This window comes from Variovorax dokdonensis (assembly GCF_030316895.1).
GTDB lineage: Bacteria > Pseudomonadota > Gammaproteobacteria > Burkholderiales > Burkholderiaceae_C > Variovorax > Variovorax dokdonensis.
Genome location: NZ_JASZYV010000002.1, coordinates 112,972 through 128,320, shown reverse-complemented (window position 1 = coordinate 128,320; position 15,349 = coordinate 112,972). Strand labels below are relative to the sequence as shown.

Sequence of the window (15,349 nt, the reverse complement as noted above, 5' to 3'; positions counted from 1 at the left end):
AATTATGACCGCCGGCGCCCCGTCGGGTTCCTGCGAACCCGCATCGCGCAAGGCGCCGCCGCCGCTTTCCGCGTATTCCCGTTTCGTGCAGCGTTTGCGCCGGCGTTATGCCGACGAGCTGGCGCTGCTGCCCCCGGGCAATCCCGAACATCCCCACATTCAGCAGGCCTTCGACGCGCTGCGCGAGCGGGGCTTTGGCATCGGCGACAGCCTGCGCATCGTGCGCCAGCTCGTCATGGAGCGGCTGGTCACGCTCGATTGCGATCGCAAGGCCCCGTTGCAAGTGGTGACCACGGCCGTGACCCAACTGGCCGAGTTCGCGCTGGACGTTGCCTGCGTCGAAGCAGCACGCGAACTGGAGGCCGTGCACGGCGTGCCCATGTCCGAGGACGGGCGTCGGGCTCAGCTGTGGGTCATCGGCATGGGCAAGCTCGGCGCCCGCGAGCTCAACGTATCGAGCGACATCGACCTCATCTACGTCTACGACCTGGCCGGCGAGACCACGGGCAATGCCCATGGCATGAACCGGGTCTCCAACCAGGAATACTTCGCGGCCATGGTCAAGCGCATCTATGCGCTGGTGGGCGACCTGGGCGAGCATGGCCTGGTGTTCCGCGTGGACCTGGCGCTTCGGCCCAATGGCAATTCCGGCCCGCCGGTCGTCTCGCTGGACGCGCTGGAAGAATATCTTCAGGTGCAGGGCCGCGAATGGGAACGCTTCGCCTGGCTCAAGAGCCGCGTGGTGGCTCCGCGCAGCGTCATTGCCGACGGATCGGCCCAGGCATTGCGCGGCGTGGTGCTGCCCTTCGTGTTCCGGCGCTATCTCGACTACAGCGTGTTCGAGTCGCTGCGCACGCTGCATCGCCAGATCCGCGAGCAGGCCACACGCCGCAGCGCCGGGCGGCCCGAGCGGGCCAACGACGTCAAGCTGTCGCGCGGCGGTATCCGCGAGATCGAATTCATCGTGCAGTTGCTGCAAGTGGTTCGCGGCGGACAGTTTCCCGAGTTGCGCAGGCGCCCCACGCTCGACGCGCTGCAGCGCGTGGCCAGTGCCGGCCTGATGCCGCAGGCAACGGCCGACGCACTGGCGGCGGCCTACACATTCCTGCGCCAGGTGGAACACCGCATCCAGTACCTGGATGACCAGCAGACGCACATGCTGCCGGTCAGCGACGAAGACCAGCACTGGATCGCCGCCTCGATGGACTACGTCGACTGCTGCGACTTCCTCGGCCAGCTCGACACGCATCGTGAGTTGGTGGCACAGGAATTCGATCGACTGCTCGGCGGCGCAGAGGGCCAGAACGGCCAGTGCAACGGCAAGCGGTGCGGCGCCAAGTCGGCGACGCCAACGCCTCAGGAACTGGAAGAACTGCTGCCCGCCCTGCCGAATGCCTTTGCCGAGCGCGTGCGCCAATGGTGCGGCAATCCGCGCGTGACGGCCATGCGCGAGCAGGCCCAGGCCCAGCTGCGGCTGCTGGTTCGTCGCACCGGTCAATGGCTGGATTCGGAACCCGATGGCGAAGGCCAGGGCCAGGTGCGCAATCACGTCGACGCGGCGCTGCGCTGGGCCGACTGGATCGAGCCGCTGTTCCGGCGCGAGAGCTATGTCGCCCTGCTGGCGGAGCGGCCGGCGGTGCACGAGCGGTTGCTGCGCATCCTGGGTGCGGCCAAATGGCCCGCGCGCTATCTCATGCTGCACCCGGGCGTGATCGACGAACTGGCCAGCGACGCCATGCTGGCCGGACGGTTCAACGCCGCCGAATTCGAGGCTGAACTGGTGCAGCGCCGCTCCGCGCTGCGCAAGACCGGCGAGGACGACGAGGAGGCCTTGCTCAACATCCTGCGCCGCGCCCATCACGGCGAAGTGTTCCGGACCCTGGCGCGCGACACCGAGGGTCGCATCACGGTCGAGCAGGTGGCCGACGACCTCAGCGCTCTGGCAGACGCCGTGCTGCGCATGACCGCCGCCTGGTGTTGGGACCACGTGCGCAGCCGACATCGTGACCAGCCTCAGTTCGCCATCATTGGCTACGGCAAGCTGGGCGGCAAGGAACTGGGCTACGGCAGCGACCTGGACATCGTGTTCGTCTACGAGGACGAGGACGAGAACGCACCCGACATCTACGCCAGCTACGTGCGCAAGCTGATCAACTGGCTCACCATCAAGATGCGCGAGGGAGATCTGTTCGAGATCGACACCGCATTGCGGCCCAACGGCAATTCCGGCCTGCTGACCACCAGCTTCGCGGCCTACGAGAAATACCAGCTCGGCCGTGGCAGCAACACCGCCTGGACCTGGGAACACCAGGCCATGACCCGCTCCCGATTCGTGCTGGGTGCGCCCGAACTGGGCGAACGCTTCGACCGGGTGCGTGAGGCGGTGATCACCGCACCGCGCGATGTGGAAGCACTCAAGGGCGAGATCGTGGCCATGCGTGAGAAGGTGCGCGCGGCGCATCCGATCAGGCCCGGGCTCTTCGACGTCAAGCACAGCCCGGGCGGCATGGTGGACGCCGAGTTCGCAGTGCAGTTCCTGGTGCTGTCGCAGTCGGCGGCGCATCCAGAGTTGATCCCCAATGTGGGCAACATCGCATTGCTGCAGCGCGCCGAACAGGCGGGGCTGCTACCGACGGGAATCGGACAGCGCGCGGCAAGCGCGTACCGCGAATTACGCCGCGCGCAGCACCGGTTGCGCCTGGACGAGGCATCGACCCAGGTGCCCATGGACGCCTTGGCCGTCGAGCGCGACGCCATGCTCGCACTGTGGAAGGCTGTCTTTGGCTAGCGCGATCTTGATCCACATGAGGCGGCTGCTTGCCAGCGCAGCCGCGACAAGCATGGGGTCGCGCCTGGCGGGCACCGCGGCCCTTGCGCTGGGCGCCCTGCTCGCTGGCTGCGCAAGCGGCCCTCGCAACGACGGCGCCCCCGCTTCACCGCCACCGAACCTGTCGCAGGTGCCTGACGCCCAGCCTCAGGTAGAGGCGATTCGGGACAGCGGTGGCACCGCCAAGCCCTACAACGTGAATGGGCGACGGTATGTGCCCATCACCGACGACAGGCCTTTTCAGGAGCGCGGAATGGCCTCGTGGTACGGCACAGGTTTCCATGCCCAGCGAACAGCCAGCGGCGAGGCCTACGACATGTATGCCATGACGGCGGCGCACAAGACGCTGCCTCTGCCCAGCTACGTGCGGGTGCGCAATCCCGCGAACGGGCGCGAGGCCATCGTGCGCGTCAACGACCGCGGCCCCTTCGTCGATGGTCGCATCATCGACCTGAGCTACGCGGCGGCCAATCGGCTGGGTTTTCTTGCGGGCGTGGCGCCGGTGGAGATCGAGCGCATCACGAACGAGGACATCCGCACGGGCGCCTGGCGACGAAATGGTGGCACTCAGGTGGCCAGTGCGGCGCCGGTGGCGATGTCGGACGCCGCCAACAATCCACCTGTCGTGCGCGCCCCTGCCCCAACCGGCGGCGCCCGGCCGGTGATGGTCCCGGCCGCCCTGGCGGTGCCTGTCGCGGCAAATCCGGCAGAGACGTCAGCGGCGACCGGCACCACGGCCCCCACTGACATGCTGCCGCCCACCCAGGCTCGGCGCCCGCTGCAGGTGGAAGCACTGAGCCCCATGGCGCCGTTGTCAGGTCCAGCGCCCGGCGCGTCGGCGGCCAACGGCGCAGCCTTGCCAGCGGATGCCGCCAAAGCCGCACCAACGGCCAATGCCAGCCAAGCGAGCGCGAACGACTTCTGGGTTCAATTGGGCGCGTTCAGCACCCGCGACGGCGCGCTGGCCATGCAGGAGCGCATTGGCCGCGACACCGCACGGCCGATCGCTGAACTGCAAGTGTGGGAAGAAGGCGGGTTGTTCCGCCTGCAATCCGGGCCCTACGCCACCCGTGAGGAAGCAGCGCAGATACAGGCGCGTTGGCGCCTGCAGTTGGGCGGATCACCGATCCTCGTGCAACGCCGCTGACTCGGGCGCGCACAGTTGGCAGAAGGCGTCGGCCGGCGCAAATCACCAAGTGCCGGTCGGGCGCCGGTCAGGCGCCGATCAAGCGCCCTGGTAGCCGGCGTTCGGCCCAAGTGAGGCGAGAACCTCCTTGCGATACCGATTGAGTTCCTGCACCGACTTGAAGCTGCGGTCCAGAAGCAGGCTCATGTTGTGCAGGATGCGCGTGCCGACCTTGGTCTCCCAGGCCGCGTCGAACTTGATCTGCTTGTCCAGCCAGTGCTCGAGCCATTCCGGATCGGGCATGCGGCTTTGCACCGTGTCGTTGGGAAACAGCGCCTTGTTGACGTGCAGGTTGGTCGGATGGAGCGCCTGCGCGGTGCGGCGGGCGCTGGCCATGAGCACACCGACCTTGGCGAACGCGGCGCGCGCTTCGTCGCCGAACTTCTCGAGCGCACGGCGCATGTAGCGCAGATAGGCGCCGCCGTGGCGCGCCTCATCCTGGCTCAGCGTGGTGTAGATGTGCTTGATCACCGGCTCGGTATGCCACTCGGCCGCACGGCGGTACCAATGGTTGAGACGGATCTCGCCGCAGAAGTGCAGCATGAGCGTTTCGAGCGGCGGCGCGGGATCGAAATCGAAGCGCACCTCGTGAAGTTCAGCCTCGGTGGGCGCGTGCTCCGGGCTGAAGCGCTTGAGGTATTCCATCAGCACCAGCGAGTGCTTCTGCTCCTCGAAGAACCAGATCGACATGAAGGCGGAGAAGTCGCTGTCGTGGCGGTTGTCACGCAGGAACATCTCGGTGGCCGGCAGCGCCGCCCATTCGGTGATCGCGTTCATCTTGATCGTCTGCGCCTGTTCTTCCGTCAGGCGGGAAGCATCGAAAGACTGCCACGGGATGTCGCGATCCATGTCCCAGCGGACGGATTCGAGTTGTCTGAAGAGTTCTGGGTACAGCATGTCAATCTTTCGTTGGCCTTCCGGATTGTATTCGGCGGGCCTTTGCAGGCTAGGGTCGACGAGCGATGATGGGTCTTTGGCTTTCAGTGCGGAGAGAAAAAATGTACGCGCGTGCTTCCTTGTCCTCTTCTGCCTCCGGAGTGCTTTGCGCCTTGGCGGCTGCCGCTGCGCTCGGCCTGTGGCCCGGTGTGGCGACCAGTCAGACCGCCGCGACCGCTTCGGTCTCGACGAACGCGGCGTCGAGCAATTCCTGCCCGCCCCTGCTGCAAAAAAGCTTCGACCGCTTGCAGGACGAGAAGCCCCAGGCCCTGTGCCAGTATTCCGGCAAGGTACTGGTGGTGGTCAACACCGCGAGCTTTTGCGGCTTTACCCGCCAGTACCGGGGCTTGGAAGATCTCTATGCCCGCTACAAGGACAAGGGGCTGGTCGTACTGGGCTTTCCCTCCAACGACTTCTCGCAGGAAACCGGCAGCAACAAGGAAGTGGCCGAATTCTGCGAGAACACCTTCGGCGTGAAGTTCCCGATGTTCGTCAAGTCGTCAGTGCGCGGGCCGCAGGCCAATGCGCTGTTCAAGGAACTGGCGGCGCAGACGGGCACCACGCCTGGCTGGAACTTCTACAAATACGTGGTCGGCCGCGACGGCAAGATCATTGCTGCGTTTCCCAGTCGCACCGAACCGCAGGACCGCGAGTTCATTGCCCTGATCGAGAAGCAGCTGGCCCTCGCACCAGGTTGAGCCGCCCGGCAACCTGCGCGGTGACACTACGGTAGCAAATCCTTACCACCCGGCCCGGAACCCGTTCAAGGCACGCGCGTCATACTTGTTGAGCGCGGTGTCACAGTGCATCCGCCCAGTTTTCTCGCTGCAAAGCCTTCCGGGTTTCGCCCGGCTGAAATCCCGAGGTGGTTCTTCTCCTCCTCCCTCCCTCCCTCCTTCGCCAAGGGGCGCTTTGCAGTTTCTTTATTTCCCCGCCCTTGATGCACAAAAAAGCGCCTCTGAGAGGCGCTTTTTTGTTACAGCTTACGAAGGCTGAGTGTCGGCGAAGCTCGGGCGCTGCATGAGCTTGTCATAAAGCCGCGCCAAGTTGGGATGCTCTTCCTGCCAGTCGATCTGCGGGAACCTGAAGCCGACCCAGCCCAGGGCGCACCCCACGGCGATGTCCGACAAACTCAGGTGGATGCCACTGCAAAACGGCTTGTCGCCCAATCCCTTGGCCATGGCGGCAATGCCAGCCTCGACCTTGCCGCGCTGCCGGTCCATCCAGGCCTGGCTGCGCTCGCCGTCCGTGCGCTTGGGCCAGATGGCTTCCATGCGCCACAGCAGGCCGGCGTCCATGACGCCATCGGCCAGCGCTTCCCAGGTCTTGACCTCGGCGCGTTCGCGGCCCTGCGAGGGGATGAGCTTGCCCACCGGCGAGAGCGTGTCGAGGTACTCGACGATCACGCGCGAATCGAACATGGCTTCGCCGCCCTCCATCACCAGGCAGGGCACCTTGCCCAGCGGGTTGGATTCGCCGATGTGAGTCTCGTCCGACCAGACATCTTCCAGGACGAACTGGTAATCCAGGCGCTTTTCTGCCATGACGACGCGTACCTTGCGGACGTAGGGACTGGCAGTGGATCCGATCAGCTTCATGGGCAGGCAGTGTTCTCGTTGAGATCGACGTGGCGCCCCCTGTCGGAGGCCTGCGGATTCTAGGGGCGAAGGCCTTAGTGTCATTGGCCGCTTAAAATTGTGGCATGAGTCTGTCCACCGTTTCCGCCCTTTCCCCCCTCGACGGGCGCTACGCCAGCAAGCTGGCCGCGCTGCGTCCGCTGATGAGCGAACAGGGTTACATGCACCGTCGAGTCCAAGTGGAGGTGGCCTGGTTCATCGCGCTGTCCGACGCCGGCTTTGCCGAATTCAAGCCTTTGACCGGCGGCGCCCGCAAATACCTGATGGGCCTGGTCACCAATTTCTCCGAGGCCGACGCGCGCGCGATCAAGGAGATCGAGAAGACCACGAACCACGATGTCAAGGCGGTCGAGTACTGGATCAAGTCCAAGTTCGAGGCTCGCCCCGAGCTGGAATCCGCTGCCGAGTTCGTCCACTTCGCCTGCACGAGCGAAGACATCAACAACACCAGCCACGCGCTGCAGATCAAGGCCGCTCGCGAAAGCGTCATCCTGCCCGCCATCGACGGGCTGCTGGGTACGCTGCGCACCATGGCGCACGATTTCGCGAGCGTGCCGATGCTGGCCCGCACCCATGGCCAGACCGCCAGCCCGACCACGGTCGGCAAGGAGATCGCCAACGTCGCGCACCGCCTGGCGATCGCCCGGGAAAAGGTCGCCGGCGTGCAGCTGATGGGCAAGATGAACGGCGCGGTGGGCAACTACAACGCGCACCTGTCGGCGTGGCCCGACTTCGACTGGGAAGCCTTCAGTGCCAAGGTCGTCGAGACGCCCGCGCCACTCGGCCTGGGCCTGACCTTCCAGCGCTACAGCACGCAGATCGAACCGCACGACTACATGGCCGAGCTGTTCGACGCGCTGGCGCGAACCAACACCATCCTCATCGACTTCTCGCGCGATGTGTGGGGCTACATCAGCCTGGGCTATTTCAAGCAGCGCCTGAAGAAGGGCGAGATCGGCTCGTCGACGATGCCGCACAAGGTCAACCCGATCGACTTCGAGAATGCCGAAGGCAACCTGGGGCTGGCCAACGCATTGCTGCGCCACCTCAGCGAGAAGCTGCCCATCAGCCGCTGGCAGCGCGACCTGACCGACAGCACCGTGTTGCGCAATATCGGCGTCGCCTTCGGTTATGCCACCCTTGCCTATGCCAGCCTGGCAACGGGCCTGTCGAAGCTGGAGCTGAACGAGGAAGCCCTCGCGTCGGACCTCGATGCATCGTGGGAAGTGCTGGCCGAACCGATCCAGACCGTCATGCGCCGCTACGGCGTACAGGGCGCCTACGAGCAGCTCAAGGAGGCCACGCGCGGCAAGACCGTCACGGCCGAGGCCCTGCACACGCTGGTGGCCTCCCTGCCCATTCCGCAGGAAGAAAAGGACCGGCTGATCGCGCTCACGCCCGGTGGCTACACCGGCAAGGCCGCCGAGCTGGCGCGCCGACTCTGATGCGGTCCCTCAACACGGCGACCACGGTGGAGCCCGCACCGTGGCGCTGAAATCGACCGTCTTCAAGGCCAACGTGGCCGTCGCCGACATCGACAACGGCTACTACGCGGACCATGCGCTCACGCTGGCCCGCCACCCCAGCGAGACCGACGAGCGGATGATGATCCGCCTGGCTGCGCTGGCCCTCAATGCCCACAAGCTGCAATCGCTGTGCGACGGCGACGGCACGCTGGCCTTCGGCGCAGGCCTTTCCACCCCGGACGATCCGGACGTGGTGCTGCGCGACTTCACCGGTCGCATCCGCATGTGGATCGAAGTGGGGCAGGCCGACGACAAGGCGCTGTCGCGTGCCTGCGGCAAGGCCGACGAGGTGCTGATCTATCCCTATGGCCCCGCCGCCGAGGTGTGGTGGCGCGGCATCGAGGGCAAGGTCTCGCGACTGTCGAACCTGCAGGTGCTGCGCGTGCCCACCGCTTCGGCACAAGCGCTCAGTGCTTTGGCCGAACGCAGCATGCAGTTGCAGGCGACCATCCAGGAAGGCCAGTTGATGCTCAGCAACGGCTCGGGCACCGTCGACCTCGAGCCGCAGCGCTGGAAATAGGCCCAAGCCGCGCCGAATGGCGCAGGCATACAGGCGCTACGCAGGCATCATGGCGCCGCAGCGCCAGCACTCTTCGAAGCCGCCTTCGACCAGCTCTCCGCACGCCTGGCAATGCCAGCGACGCCGCGGACGATTGCGCAGCTCGCTCAGCAGGCGGTCTGCGCGGTCGAACTGCGCGTCGTCGATGAGCCAGATCTCGGGCAGGCATTGGTCGGGTGGCAGTTCGCCCGCCGCGGCAGCCAGGAACTCGCGCTGGACCGTCGCTTCGATGCCCTCGTGACGCAGCACATTCGCCCAAAGTGTGGCGATGGCGAGATTCGGCGCTTGGGCGAGGCGGCGCACCGTCAGCCTGCCTTGCCTAGTCCAGCGCGATCGCGTCGCCGCCGCGCGCGACCTGATCGGATTCGCGGGCGCGTTCTGCATAGCGATTGAAGCGCCAGGCCGTATCTTCCATCGTGATGCGTCGCCAGGTCACACGCTTTTCTGCGGGCGACATTGCCGGCCAGTCCTGCACCTCCTGAAAGCGCCGTCCGCAACCCTTGCAGATGTCATCGCCCTGGCTGGTCGAGCAGATGGCGATGCACGGCGTGTCCGGCGTCGTCTGGTACCAGGCTTCCCAGGCCTCCCAGGCTTTGGGCGGAAAGCCGAACTCGTCGACCTCGTCTTCCCGGTGAAAGACCATGAGCGCATAGACCTCGGCCAGCGCGCGGGTCTGCGGAGCCAGCGTCACGCCGTCTGGCGAGGGGCTGCGCTCGCGCCAGTAGTTGATGGCGGCCTCGATGTCGGTGATGTGTATGGCGGCCAATTGAGTCGCAATGAGTGAGCCGCATCGGTCGCGAGTCGCGAGATGCGAAGGTGGGCGCGAATGATAGTCGGCCCAAAGACCTGCGTCTGCCGCGGGTCTTGTTGCTCCGATTTCGATAGCATCGAATCGTTTGCCAGCAAGGCCTGCAGCAGCATTCTGCTTCAAATGCTGTCAAACTCCGTGCTTGCCGCATGGTTCCGGCAATGGTGTAATCGCTCGCAGAAGGGGAGTAGCTCCTGTTCGGTGCGCATGCGCCGGATGTTGTCTGGGTCGTCAATACGGGGTTTTTGCCTCCGGCCCGACTGGCACGTATTCAAACACTGCCGAGCAAGACCTTCGATCTGAAGCCTGCCGAAGGTTCGGTCGAAGTGTCCTCTTCTTGTTCAGCCCGCTTGACCGGGCCGGCAAGCAGCACACCCAAACCGCTCCAACTGCAGGATGAGTCGAAAATCCTGACATAACAAACGGAGCGTCCTGCAATGGAACTGTTCAGTACCGCGTGGTTTTCCGCGCTGCTTGCCATCATCCTGATCGACCTGGTTCTCGCTGGCGACAACGCCATCGTGATCGCCCTGGCTGCGCGCAGCCTTCCCAAGCACCTCCAGAAGAAAGCCATCGTGTGGGGCACGGTCGGCGCGATCGTGGTGCGTTCGGTCATGACCATCGGCGTGGTCTGGCTGCTCAAGGTACCGGGCCTGCTGCTCGTGGGCGGCCTGGGTCTGCTGTGGATTGCCTACAAGCTGGTGGCCAACCAGGACTCGCACGAAGAACACGGCGTCGCGGTCAGCACCTTCTGGGGCGCGATGAAGACCATCATCGTGGCCGATGCGCTGATGGGCATCGATAACGTGCTGGGCGTGGCCGGAGCTGCACACGGCTCCTTCGACCTGGTCGTCATCGGCCTGCTGATCAGCGTGCCGATCGTGGTGTTCGGCAGCCGCCTGGTGCTCAAGTTGGTGGATCGCTTCCCGGCCATCATGTACATCGGTGCCGCGGTGCTTGCCTACACGGCCGCCAAGATGATCGTGAGCGAGCCCTTCCTGGCGAACATCTTCGGCACCAAGGAAAACCCTGTCCATTTGCTGCGCTACATGGTCGAAGCCGTGTGTATCGTGCTGGTGCTGGGCCTGGCTTGGCTGGCCACGCGCAGCAAGGCGCGCAAGGCCGCCGAAAAGGACGCCTCGCCAGCTTGATGGCGGCGCTTGGCATTTCGTTCAAATTCGCCTCAACAAGGACTGCGCCATGGAAAAGACCATTCTTTACGTCGACGACGCAGCCTATGCGTGTCAGTTGCTCGCTCAACGCGCTACAAGCGGCTCATCCGCTCCAGTGCACTGGATCGTGGTGGCCTGCGCGCCGCGCATGACGCACCGCATCAGCAAGTGGGTCAGCCACAGTGCGCGCGAGAACTGGCGCGCCAAGTGGTTCGCCAAGACGATGGACCAGCTTCACCCCGCGCTGGTCGAAGGCGGGAACGAGGTCACCGCCCAATTGGCCGTGCGGCCCCTGCTCGAAACGACGCAGCAACTTCGCTTGCTGCATGGCGCGGCCGCGCAGGTGGTCGATGCCCGACGCCCCAAGGCCGGCGTTGCGCTCGAACCCGTGGCACCCGAGCAACCCAAGGGCCCTCGGCAAGGTTGGCTGGCGCCGGGCGCTGCGAGCCTCGGTGCGTTGTTCGTGCTGGCCTCCAGCCTGGGCGAATAGATTGGCGCGCTCGGGTGCTATCCTGAGCCCATGAGACTCGTCATCAAGTGGCTGCTCAGCGCGGTTGCGCTGCTGTTGGTCGCCTACATCTACAGCGGCGTTCAGGTGGTGGGCTTCGGCTCGGCCCTGATCGCCGCTGCCGTCATTGGCCTGCTCAACGCGGTGCTGCGGCCCATCCTGATCGTGCTGACGCTTCCGGTCACCATCGTCACGCTGGGCCTGTTCCTGTTCGTGATCAACGCGCTCATGTTCTGGTCGGCCTCCGGCCTGCTGGGCGGCTTTCACGTCAACGGATTCGGCGCCGCCTTGCTCGGCTCGCTCATTTATTCGGCCTTGGGCCTGTTGATCGACGCCGCTCTCGCGCCACGCGTGGCGTCTTGATTCTTCAGCGCGGCTGATCGCGCTCCTCGCGCACCTGCTGGCGCCACAGCGCGTCGATCTCGCGGGCGCGGGTATCGACGATGGACGCTTCGTAATAGTCGACGTCTCCAGGCTTGAGGTTGCGAACCAGGTCCTGCGCCGCCTTGAAGCGGTCGCGAGCGGCTGCATAGTCGAAATGCGCGGCGTTGGCCTCCGCATCCGAGCGCACGGCGCGCAGCGTGTCGTTTCCAGATTCATAGAGCTGCGAAAGCATGCGCCACGCGCCCGCGTCGCGCGGGTGCGTGGCAACCCAGTCGCGCAGCGATTGCTCCAGCGGCGCCGAGCCCTTCGCGCCCTGGCGCATCGCGACCGCCACCTGCGCGCGCAGGAAAAGCTCTGGGCGCTTGTTCGCCGATGCATCGATGAACGGCACGGCGCGCATCGGGGCGCCCGCAGACAACTCGATCTGAGCCGAGAGCAACCGGGCAAGCCTGGCCGCCGGTTCGTTGGACGCGGTAAGTTGCAGCAGCTTTGCCGCCAGTGCGCGCGCCTGCGCGACGTCCCGCAACTGCATCCTGGACATGGCAGCGGCATAGAGCATTCCGGCCTGTGCCGCCGGAGAGGCCTGGTTGAACTCGCTGCTGTTGACGGCCTCCGTCCATGAGCGCAGCTGATCGACCGCCGCACGCGCCATCACGCGCGCGCGGGCGGAGATCATGGCGTGGTCCATCTTCAGCGGCAGAACCTCGGCCTGCCCATGCGAGAGCTGGAAGCGCGACTGCATGTCCGCGATGCGCTCCGAGGTCAATGGGTGGCTGCGAAGGTAGGGGTAGGAGCCGTTGTCCGTCAGGCGCGATGCGTATTGCAGCTTCTCGAACATCGTGGCCGCGCCTTGCGGTGCGTAGCCGGCCTGCGTCATGACGCCAAAGCCCACGCGATCGGCTTCGCGCTCCATGTCCCTCGAGAAGCTCAGCTGCGAGTTCATCGCATAGGCCTGCGTGCCGACGATCAACGCCTGCCCTGCATCGCCGCTCTTGCTCTTCGCGGCGGCGATGGCGCCGAGGATCATCGCCGCCAGCATCAGCGGCGCCTGCCGCGATTGCCGCGCCAGCATGCGCGAGATGTGACGCTGCGTGATGTGCGACAACTCGTGCCCCATGACCGTGGCCAGCTCGTCGCGGCTGCCCACCACCGCGATCAGCCCCAGGTTGATGCCCATGTAGCCGCCGGGCAAGGCAAAGGCGTTGATCTCGCGATCGCGCATCAAGGCGATCTGCCAGGCAAAGCGCTCGTCCAGTTCAGGGGTGAGCTCGCCGCGCGTCCTGGCGGCCGCCAGCAGCTTCTGCCAGATGTCGTCCACGTACTCCATCAGCACCGGGTCGTCGATGTAGGAGTTGTCGCGATAGAGCTCGCGCGCAATGCTGTCGCCCAACTGACGTTCGGATGCGGCGGTCATCTCGTCGCCGCCGCTCATGCCGGGCAGTTGTGCGCTGGCCAACGGCGGCAACAGCAACTGCGCCAGCACCAGCAGGGCGACGAGGCAGCGGCGCAGGATGGGCAAAGTGCTGGGGCGAATCGATGTCGGCGGCATATTGGGAGGATGGCCCGGGCGCGCAAAAGGAAACACGCCGCCCGTATGATGGACTTTCGTGTCCAAGCTTACCCATGAGTTCCCTTACCCACTTTGATTCGCGCGGCCAGGCCCACATGGTCGACGTGGCCGACAAGCCCTCCACGCATCGCGTTGCCATTGCCACCGGCCGCATCGAGATGCAAGACGCCACCCTTGAACTGATCGATTCCGGAAGCTCCAAGAAGGGCGATGTGCTGGGCATCGCACGCATCGCCGGCATCCAGGCCGCTAAGCGCACCAGCGATCTGGTGCCCCTGTGCCACCCGCTAGCCCTGACCCGCGTGGCCGTGGAGTTCGCCACCCAGCCAGCCGACCCCGATGCCGACCAGCCCTCGCAGGTGCTTTGCATCGCCACGGTGGAAACGGTGGGGCCGACAGGCGTGGAGATGGAGGCCCTGTGCGCCGTGCAAGTGGCCCTGCTCACCGTGTACGACATGTGCAAGGCGGTCGACCGCGGGATGACCATCACGGGCGTGCGCCTGCTTGAAAAACATGGTGGCAAATCGGGCAGTTTTGTTGCGGACTAAACATCACGTATCGGCCTGACAGGTCTGCTTACAACGCTACACCGATCGGGGCGATGAACGGCCCCGGGAGATGGCTGGGCGGCGTCTATCCCCCTCTGGAAAGTGACAGTCTGATGACCTTCGTTTTCAAGAGACTGCCCACCGGCAATCGACAGGGATGCGCGCACATGGACCGGCCTGCCACACGCGCCTCGGGCGCGATGCGTTGTGCTGCGCTGCGTGGCTTTACCTTGATCGAGGTGATGGTGACGGTTGCCATCGTCGCGATCCTGGCGACCGTGGCCTATCCCAACTACACCGACTACATCCGGCGCGGCCACGTGCAGGAAGCGCCAGCCAACCTCATGACCTTCCGCGCCCGGATGGAGCAGTACTACCAGGACCATCGCAGCTACGGCTCGGGGAGCACCTGCGGCGTGGCGGTGCCGGCCTCGCCCGACGCCGAATACTTCAGCTACGCCTGCACCCTCACCAACTCGGGCCAGGCCTACACGGCCACGGCGACGGGCACGGGCGGCACGGTGGCCGGGCTTTCCTACAGCATCGACCAGAAGGGCACCCGCAGCAGCGCTTGCAGCGGTTGCGCCTGGAACTTCGGCACCGAGCCGGACATCTGGGTGCTGCGCAAGCCCTGAGGCCCCGGGGCGCTCGGCAAGGCGCGGGCACCGCCGGCTTCACGCTGGTCGAGTTGATGGTGACGATCGTGCTCATCGCCATCCTGGCGATGGTGGCCTACCCGAGCTTCTCGGGCTTTATCCAGAATGGGCAGATCCGGGCGTCGGCGGAATCGCTGATGAGCGGGCTGGCCCTGGCGCGCACCGAGTCGATACGGCGCAACATGACCGTGGCGCTGCGGCTGGAAAACACGCTGCGCGGCGAGCCGGTCTCGGGCGGCACCGATTGGACCGTGATGGCCGCCACGCCGGAAAGCCCCACCGTGCCCGACGCCAGCCAGGTGGTGCAGGTCAGGCGTGACGATTCCAGCCGCTCCACCGCCCGCGCCGGGCTGGCCGATGCGCCTAATGCAAGCACCGCCGCGGCGGGCGCGGGTTTGCCGGCGACGATCAGCTTCAGCGCCACCGGTCGCCTGAGCCTGGGTACGACGGCTCGGCAGATCGACATCACCGGGCCGACGGGATCGCGCCCGCTGCGCATCCTGCTTGGCCCGGGTGGCGACATGCGGCTGTGCGATCCGGCGTTGTCGCTGGCGGACAACCCGCAGGGGTGCGCATCATGAAGCGCAGCACGCAGCGTGGCATCATGCTGATCGAGGCACTGGTGGCCATTGCCATCTTTTCCTTCGCCATTCTGGGCGTCGTAGGGCTGCAGGCCACCGCCATCCGCGCCGTGCGCGACGCCGACTACCGCTCTAAGGCCAGCTTGCTGGCCGACCAGCTGGTGGGGCGGATGTGGCTGGACCGGTTCAACGTGCCGACCTACGCGCTCAATGCGGACGTGAGCGCCACCTGCCCGGCCGGCGGCAACAACAGCGCCAATCCCGTGGTGAACGAATGGCTCCAGGGCTTGACCGACCTGGACAACCCCGGCGCCTTGCCCGGCGCGGCGGGCCTGCGGCACAAGGTGGTGGTCAGCGCCAACAACACCGTGACGCTCACGCTGTGCTGGCAGACACCGCAGGACGAGACGCCGCACAACTTCTCGATGACCACGCAGATCCGGGGCTAGCG

General features: G+C 65.7%; 17 protein-coding genes. 12 read left to right on the top strand and 5 right to left on the bottom strand.

What is annotated here, in order from left to right; all coding sequences use genetic code 11:
• Positions 1-4 precede the first annotated feature (4 nt).
• Together glnE and QTH91_RS09195 are read left to right on the top strand one after the other, a co-directional pair.
• A complete protein-coding gene (gene glnE / locus QTH91_RS09200; RefSeq protein WP_286659775.1) occupies positions 5-2,788 on the top strand; it encodes a bifunctional [glutamate--ammonia ligase]-adenylyl-L-tyrosine phosphorylase/[glutamate--ammonia-ligase] adenylyltransferase in 2,784 nt (927 codons plus the stop codon).
• 16 nt (positions 2,789-2,804) lie between these two features.
• Positions 2,805-3,974, top strand: coding sequence for a septal ring lytic transglycosylase RlpA family protein (locus tag QTH91_RS09195; protein ID WP_286659774.1), 1,170 nt, complete (start codon positions 2,805-2,807; stop codon positions 3,972-3,974).
• A 78-nt stretch (positions 3,975-4,052) separates the two neighbouring features.
• Here the strand turns inward: QTH91_RS09195 and QTH91_RS09190 are convergent, their stop codons facing one another.
• Complete coding sequence (locus QTH91_RS09190; protein ID WP_286659773.1) at positions 4,053-4,910, bottom strand: ferritin family protein; 858 nt, start codon at positions 4,908-4,910, stop codon at positions 4,053-4,055.
• 101 nt (positions 4,911-5,011) lie between these two features.
• Between QTH91_RS09190 and QTH91_RS09185 the strand changes: the two genes are divergently transcribed.
• Positions 5,012-5,647 (top strand): glutathione peroxidase, encoded by a 636-nt coding sequence (locus tag QTH91_RS09185; RefSeq protein ID WP_390367557.1) that lies wholly within the window; start codon positions 5,012-5,014, stop codon positions 5,645-5,647.
• A 285-nt stretch (positions 5,648-5,932) separates the two neighbouring features.
• Here QTH91_RS09185 and QTH91_RS09180 read toward each other — a convergent pair whose 3' ends face one another.
• The gene (locus tag QTH91_RS09180) at positions 5,933-6,547 is read right to left on the bottom strand and encodes a glutathione S-transferase N-terminal domain-containing protein (protein ID WP_286659772.1); all 615 of its coding nucleotides are present in this window, start codon (positions 6,545-6,547) and stop codon (positions 5,933-5,935) included.
• A 104-nt stretch (positions 6,548-6,651) separates the two neighbouring features.
• Between QTH91_RS09180 and purB the strand changes: the two genes are divergently transcribed.
• Both purB and QTH91_RS09170 read left to right on the top strand, forming a co-directional pair.
• Positions 6,652-8,031, top strand: coding sequence for an adenylosuccinate lyase (gene purB / locus QTH91_RS09175; protein WP_286659771.1), 1,380 nt, complete (start codon positions 6,652-6,654; stop codon positions 8,029-8,031).
• A 40-nt stretch (positions 8,032-8,071) separates the two neighbouring features.
• Positions 8,072-8,632, top strand: coding sequence for a YaeQ family protein (locus QTH91_RS09170; protein ID WP_286659770.1), 561 nt, complete (start codon positions 8,072-8,074; stop codon positions 8,630-8,632).
• Positions 8,633-8,668: 36 nt separating this feature from the next.
• On the opposite strand, the gene QTH91_RS09165 is transcribed toward QTH91_RS09170, so the two are convergent.
• Together QTH91_RS09165 and QTH91_RS09160 are read right to left on the bottom strand one after the other, a co-directional pair.
• Complete coding sequence (locus QTH91_RS09165; RefSeq protein WP_286659769.1) at positions 8,669-8,974, bottom strand: putative signal transducing protein; 306 nt, start codon at positions 8,972-8,974, stop codon at positions 8,669-8,671.
• A 16-nt stretch (positions 8,975-8,990) separates the two neighbouring features.
• Positions 8,991-9,437 (bottom strand): DUF3717 domain-containing protein, encoded by a 447-nt coding sequence (locus QTH91_RS09160; protein ID WP_286659768.1) that lies wholly within the window; start codon positions 9,435-9,437, stop codon positions 8,991-8,993.
• Between the two features lie 479 nt (positions 9,438-9,916).
• On the opposite strand from QTH91_RS09160, the gene QTH91_RS09155 reads away from it, so the two are divergent.
• Genes QTH91_RS09155 through QTH91_RS09145 form a run of 3 tightly spaced genes read left to right on the top strand, consistent with a single transcriptional unit; the run spans position 9,917 to position 11,522 of the window.
• The gene (locus QTH91_RS09155; protein ID WP_286659767.1) at positions 9,917-10,630 is read left to right on the top strand and encodes a TerC family protein; all 714 of its coding nucleotides are present in this window, start codon (positions 9,917-9,919) and stop codon (positions 10,628-10,630) included.
• 49 nt (positions 10,631-10,679) lie between these two features.
• Entirely contained in the window at positions 10,680-11,141 is a 462-nt protein-coding gene (locus tag QTH91_RS09150) for a hypothetical protein (RefSeq protein WP_286659766.1), read from the top strand.
• A gap of 30 nt (positions 11,142-11,171) precedes the next feature.
• Positions 11,172-11,522, top strand: a complete 351-nt coding sequence (locus QTH91_RS09145; RefSeq protein WP_286659765.1) for a phage holin family protein — start codon at positions 11,172-11,174, stop codon at positions 11,520-11,522.
• A gap of 4 nt (positions 11,523-11,526) precedes the next feature.
• Here the strand turns inward: QTH91_RS09145 and QTH91_RS09140 are convergent, their stop codons facing one another.
• Positions 11,527-13,092 (bottom strand): M48 family metalloprotease, encoded by a 1,566-nt coding sequence (locus tag QTH91_RS09140; protein ID WP_286659764.1) that lies wholly within the window; start codon positions 13,090-13,092, stop codon positions 11,527-11,529.
• 74 nt (positions 13,093-13,166) lie between these two features.
• On the opposite strand from QTH91_RS09140, the gene moaC reads away from it, so the two are divergent.
• The 4 genes from moaC to QTH91_RS09120 all read left to right on the top strand — a co-directional run bounded on the left by moaC (position 13,167) and on the right by QTH91_RS09120 (position 15,347).
• Complete coding sequence (gene moaC, locus QTH91_RS09135) at positions 13,167-13,661, top strand: cyclic pyranopterin monophosphate synthase MoaC (protein ID WP_286659763.1); 495 nt, start codon at positions 13,167-13,169, stop codon at positions 13,659-13,661.
• Between the two features lie 167 nt (positions 13,662-13,828).
• Positions 13,829-14,296, top strand: coding sequence for a type IV pilin protein (locus tag QTH91_RS09130; RefSeq protein WP_286659762.1), 468 nt, complete (start codon positions 13,829-13,831; stop codon positions 14,294-14,296).
• Positions 14,233-14,898: a GspH/FimT family pseudopilin gene (locus QTH91_RS09125; RefSeq protein WP_286659761.1), complete on the top strand. Its 666-nt coding sequence runs from the start codon at positions 14,233-14,235 to the stop codon at positions 14,896-14,898. The genes QTH91_RS09130 and QTH91_RS09125 overlap by 64 nt, the downstream gene beginning before the upstream one ends.
• Positions 14,895-15,347 (top strand): type IV pilus modification PilV family protein, encoded by a 453-nt coding sequence (locus tag QTH91_RS09120; protein ID WP_286659760.1) that lies wholly within the window; start codon positions 14,895-14,897, stop codon positions 15,345-15,347. Before QTH91_RS09125 ends, QTH91_RS09120 begins: the two co-directional genes overlap by 4 nt.
• Positions 15,348-15,349: the final 2 nt, after the last annotated feature.

Coding starts and splice junctions, on each gene's coding strand:
- glnE (WP_286659775.1), top strand. CDS start 5: ATGACCGCCGGCGCCCCGTCGGGTTCCTGCGAACCCGCATCGCGCAAG.
- QTH91_RS09195 (WP_286659774.1), top strand. CDS start 2,805: ATGAGGCGGCTGCTTGCCAGCGCAGCCGCGACAAGCATGGGGTCGCGC.
- QTH91_RS09190 (WP_286659773.1), bottom strand. CDS start 4,910: ATGCTGTACCCAGAACTCTTCAGACAACTCGAATCCGTCCGCTGGGAC.
- QTH91_RS09185 (WP_390367557.1), top strand. CDS start 5,012: ATGTACGCGCGTGCTTCCTTGTCCTCTTCTGCCTCCGGAGTGCTTTGC.
- QTH91_RS09180 (WP_286659772.1), bottom strand. CDS start 6,547: ATGAAGCTGATCGGATCCACTGCCAGTCCCTACGTCCGCAAGGTACGC.
- purB (WP_286659771.1), top strand. CDS start 6,652: ATGAGTCTGTCCACCGTTTCCGCCCTTTCCCCCCTCGACGGGCGCTAC.
- QTH91_RS09155 (WP_286659767.1), top strand. CDS start 9,917: ATGGAACTGTTCAGTACCGCGTGGTTTTCCGCGCTGCTTGCCATCATC.
- QTH91_RS09150 (WP_286659766.1), top strand. CDS start 10,680: ATGGAAAAGACCATTCTTTACGTCGACGACGCAGCCTATGCGTGTCAG.
- QTH91_RS09145 (WP_286659765.1), top strand. CDS start 11,172: ATGAGACTCGTCATCAAGTGGCTGCTCAGCGCGGTTGCGCTGCTGTTG.
- QTH91_RS09140 (WP_286659764.1), bottom strand. CDS start 13,092: ATGCCGCCGACATCGATTCGCCCCAGCACTTTGCCCATCCTGCGCCGC.
- moaC (WP_286659763.1), top strand. CDS start 13,167: ATGAGTTCCCTTACCCACTTTGATTCGCGCGGCCAGGCCCACATGGTC.
- QTH91_RS09130 (WP_286659762.1), top strand. CDS start 13,829: ATGGACCGGCCTGCCACACGCGCCTCGGGCGCGATGCGTTGTGCTGCG.
- QTH91_RS09120 (WP_286659760.1), top strand. CDS start 14,895: ATGAAGCGCAGCACGCAGCGTGGCATCATGCTGATCGAGGCACTGGTG.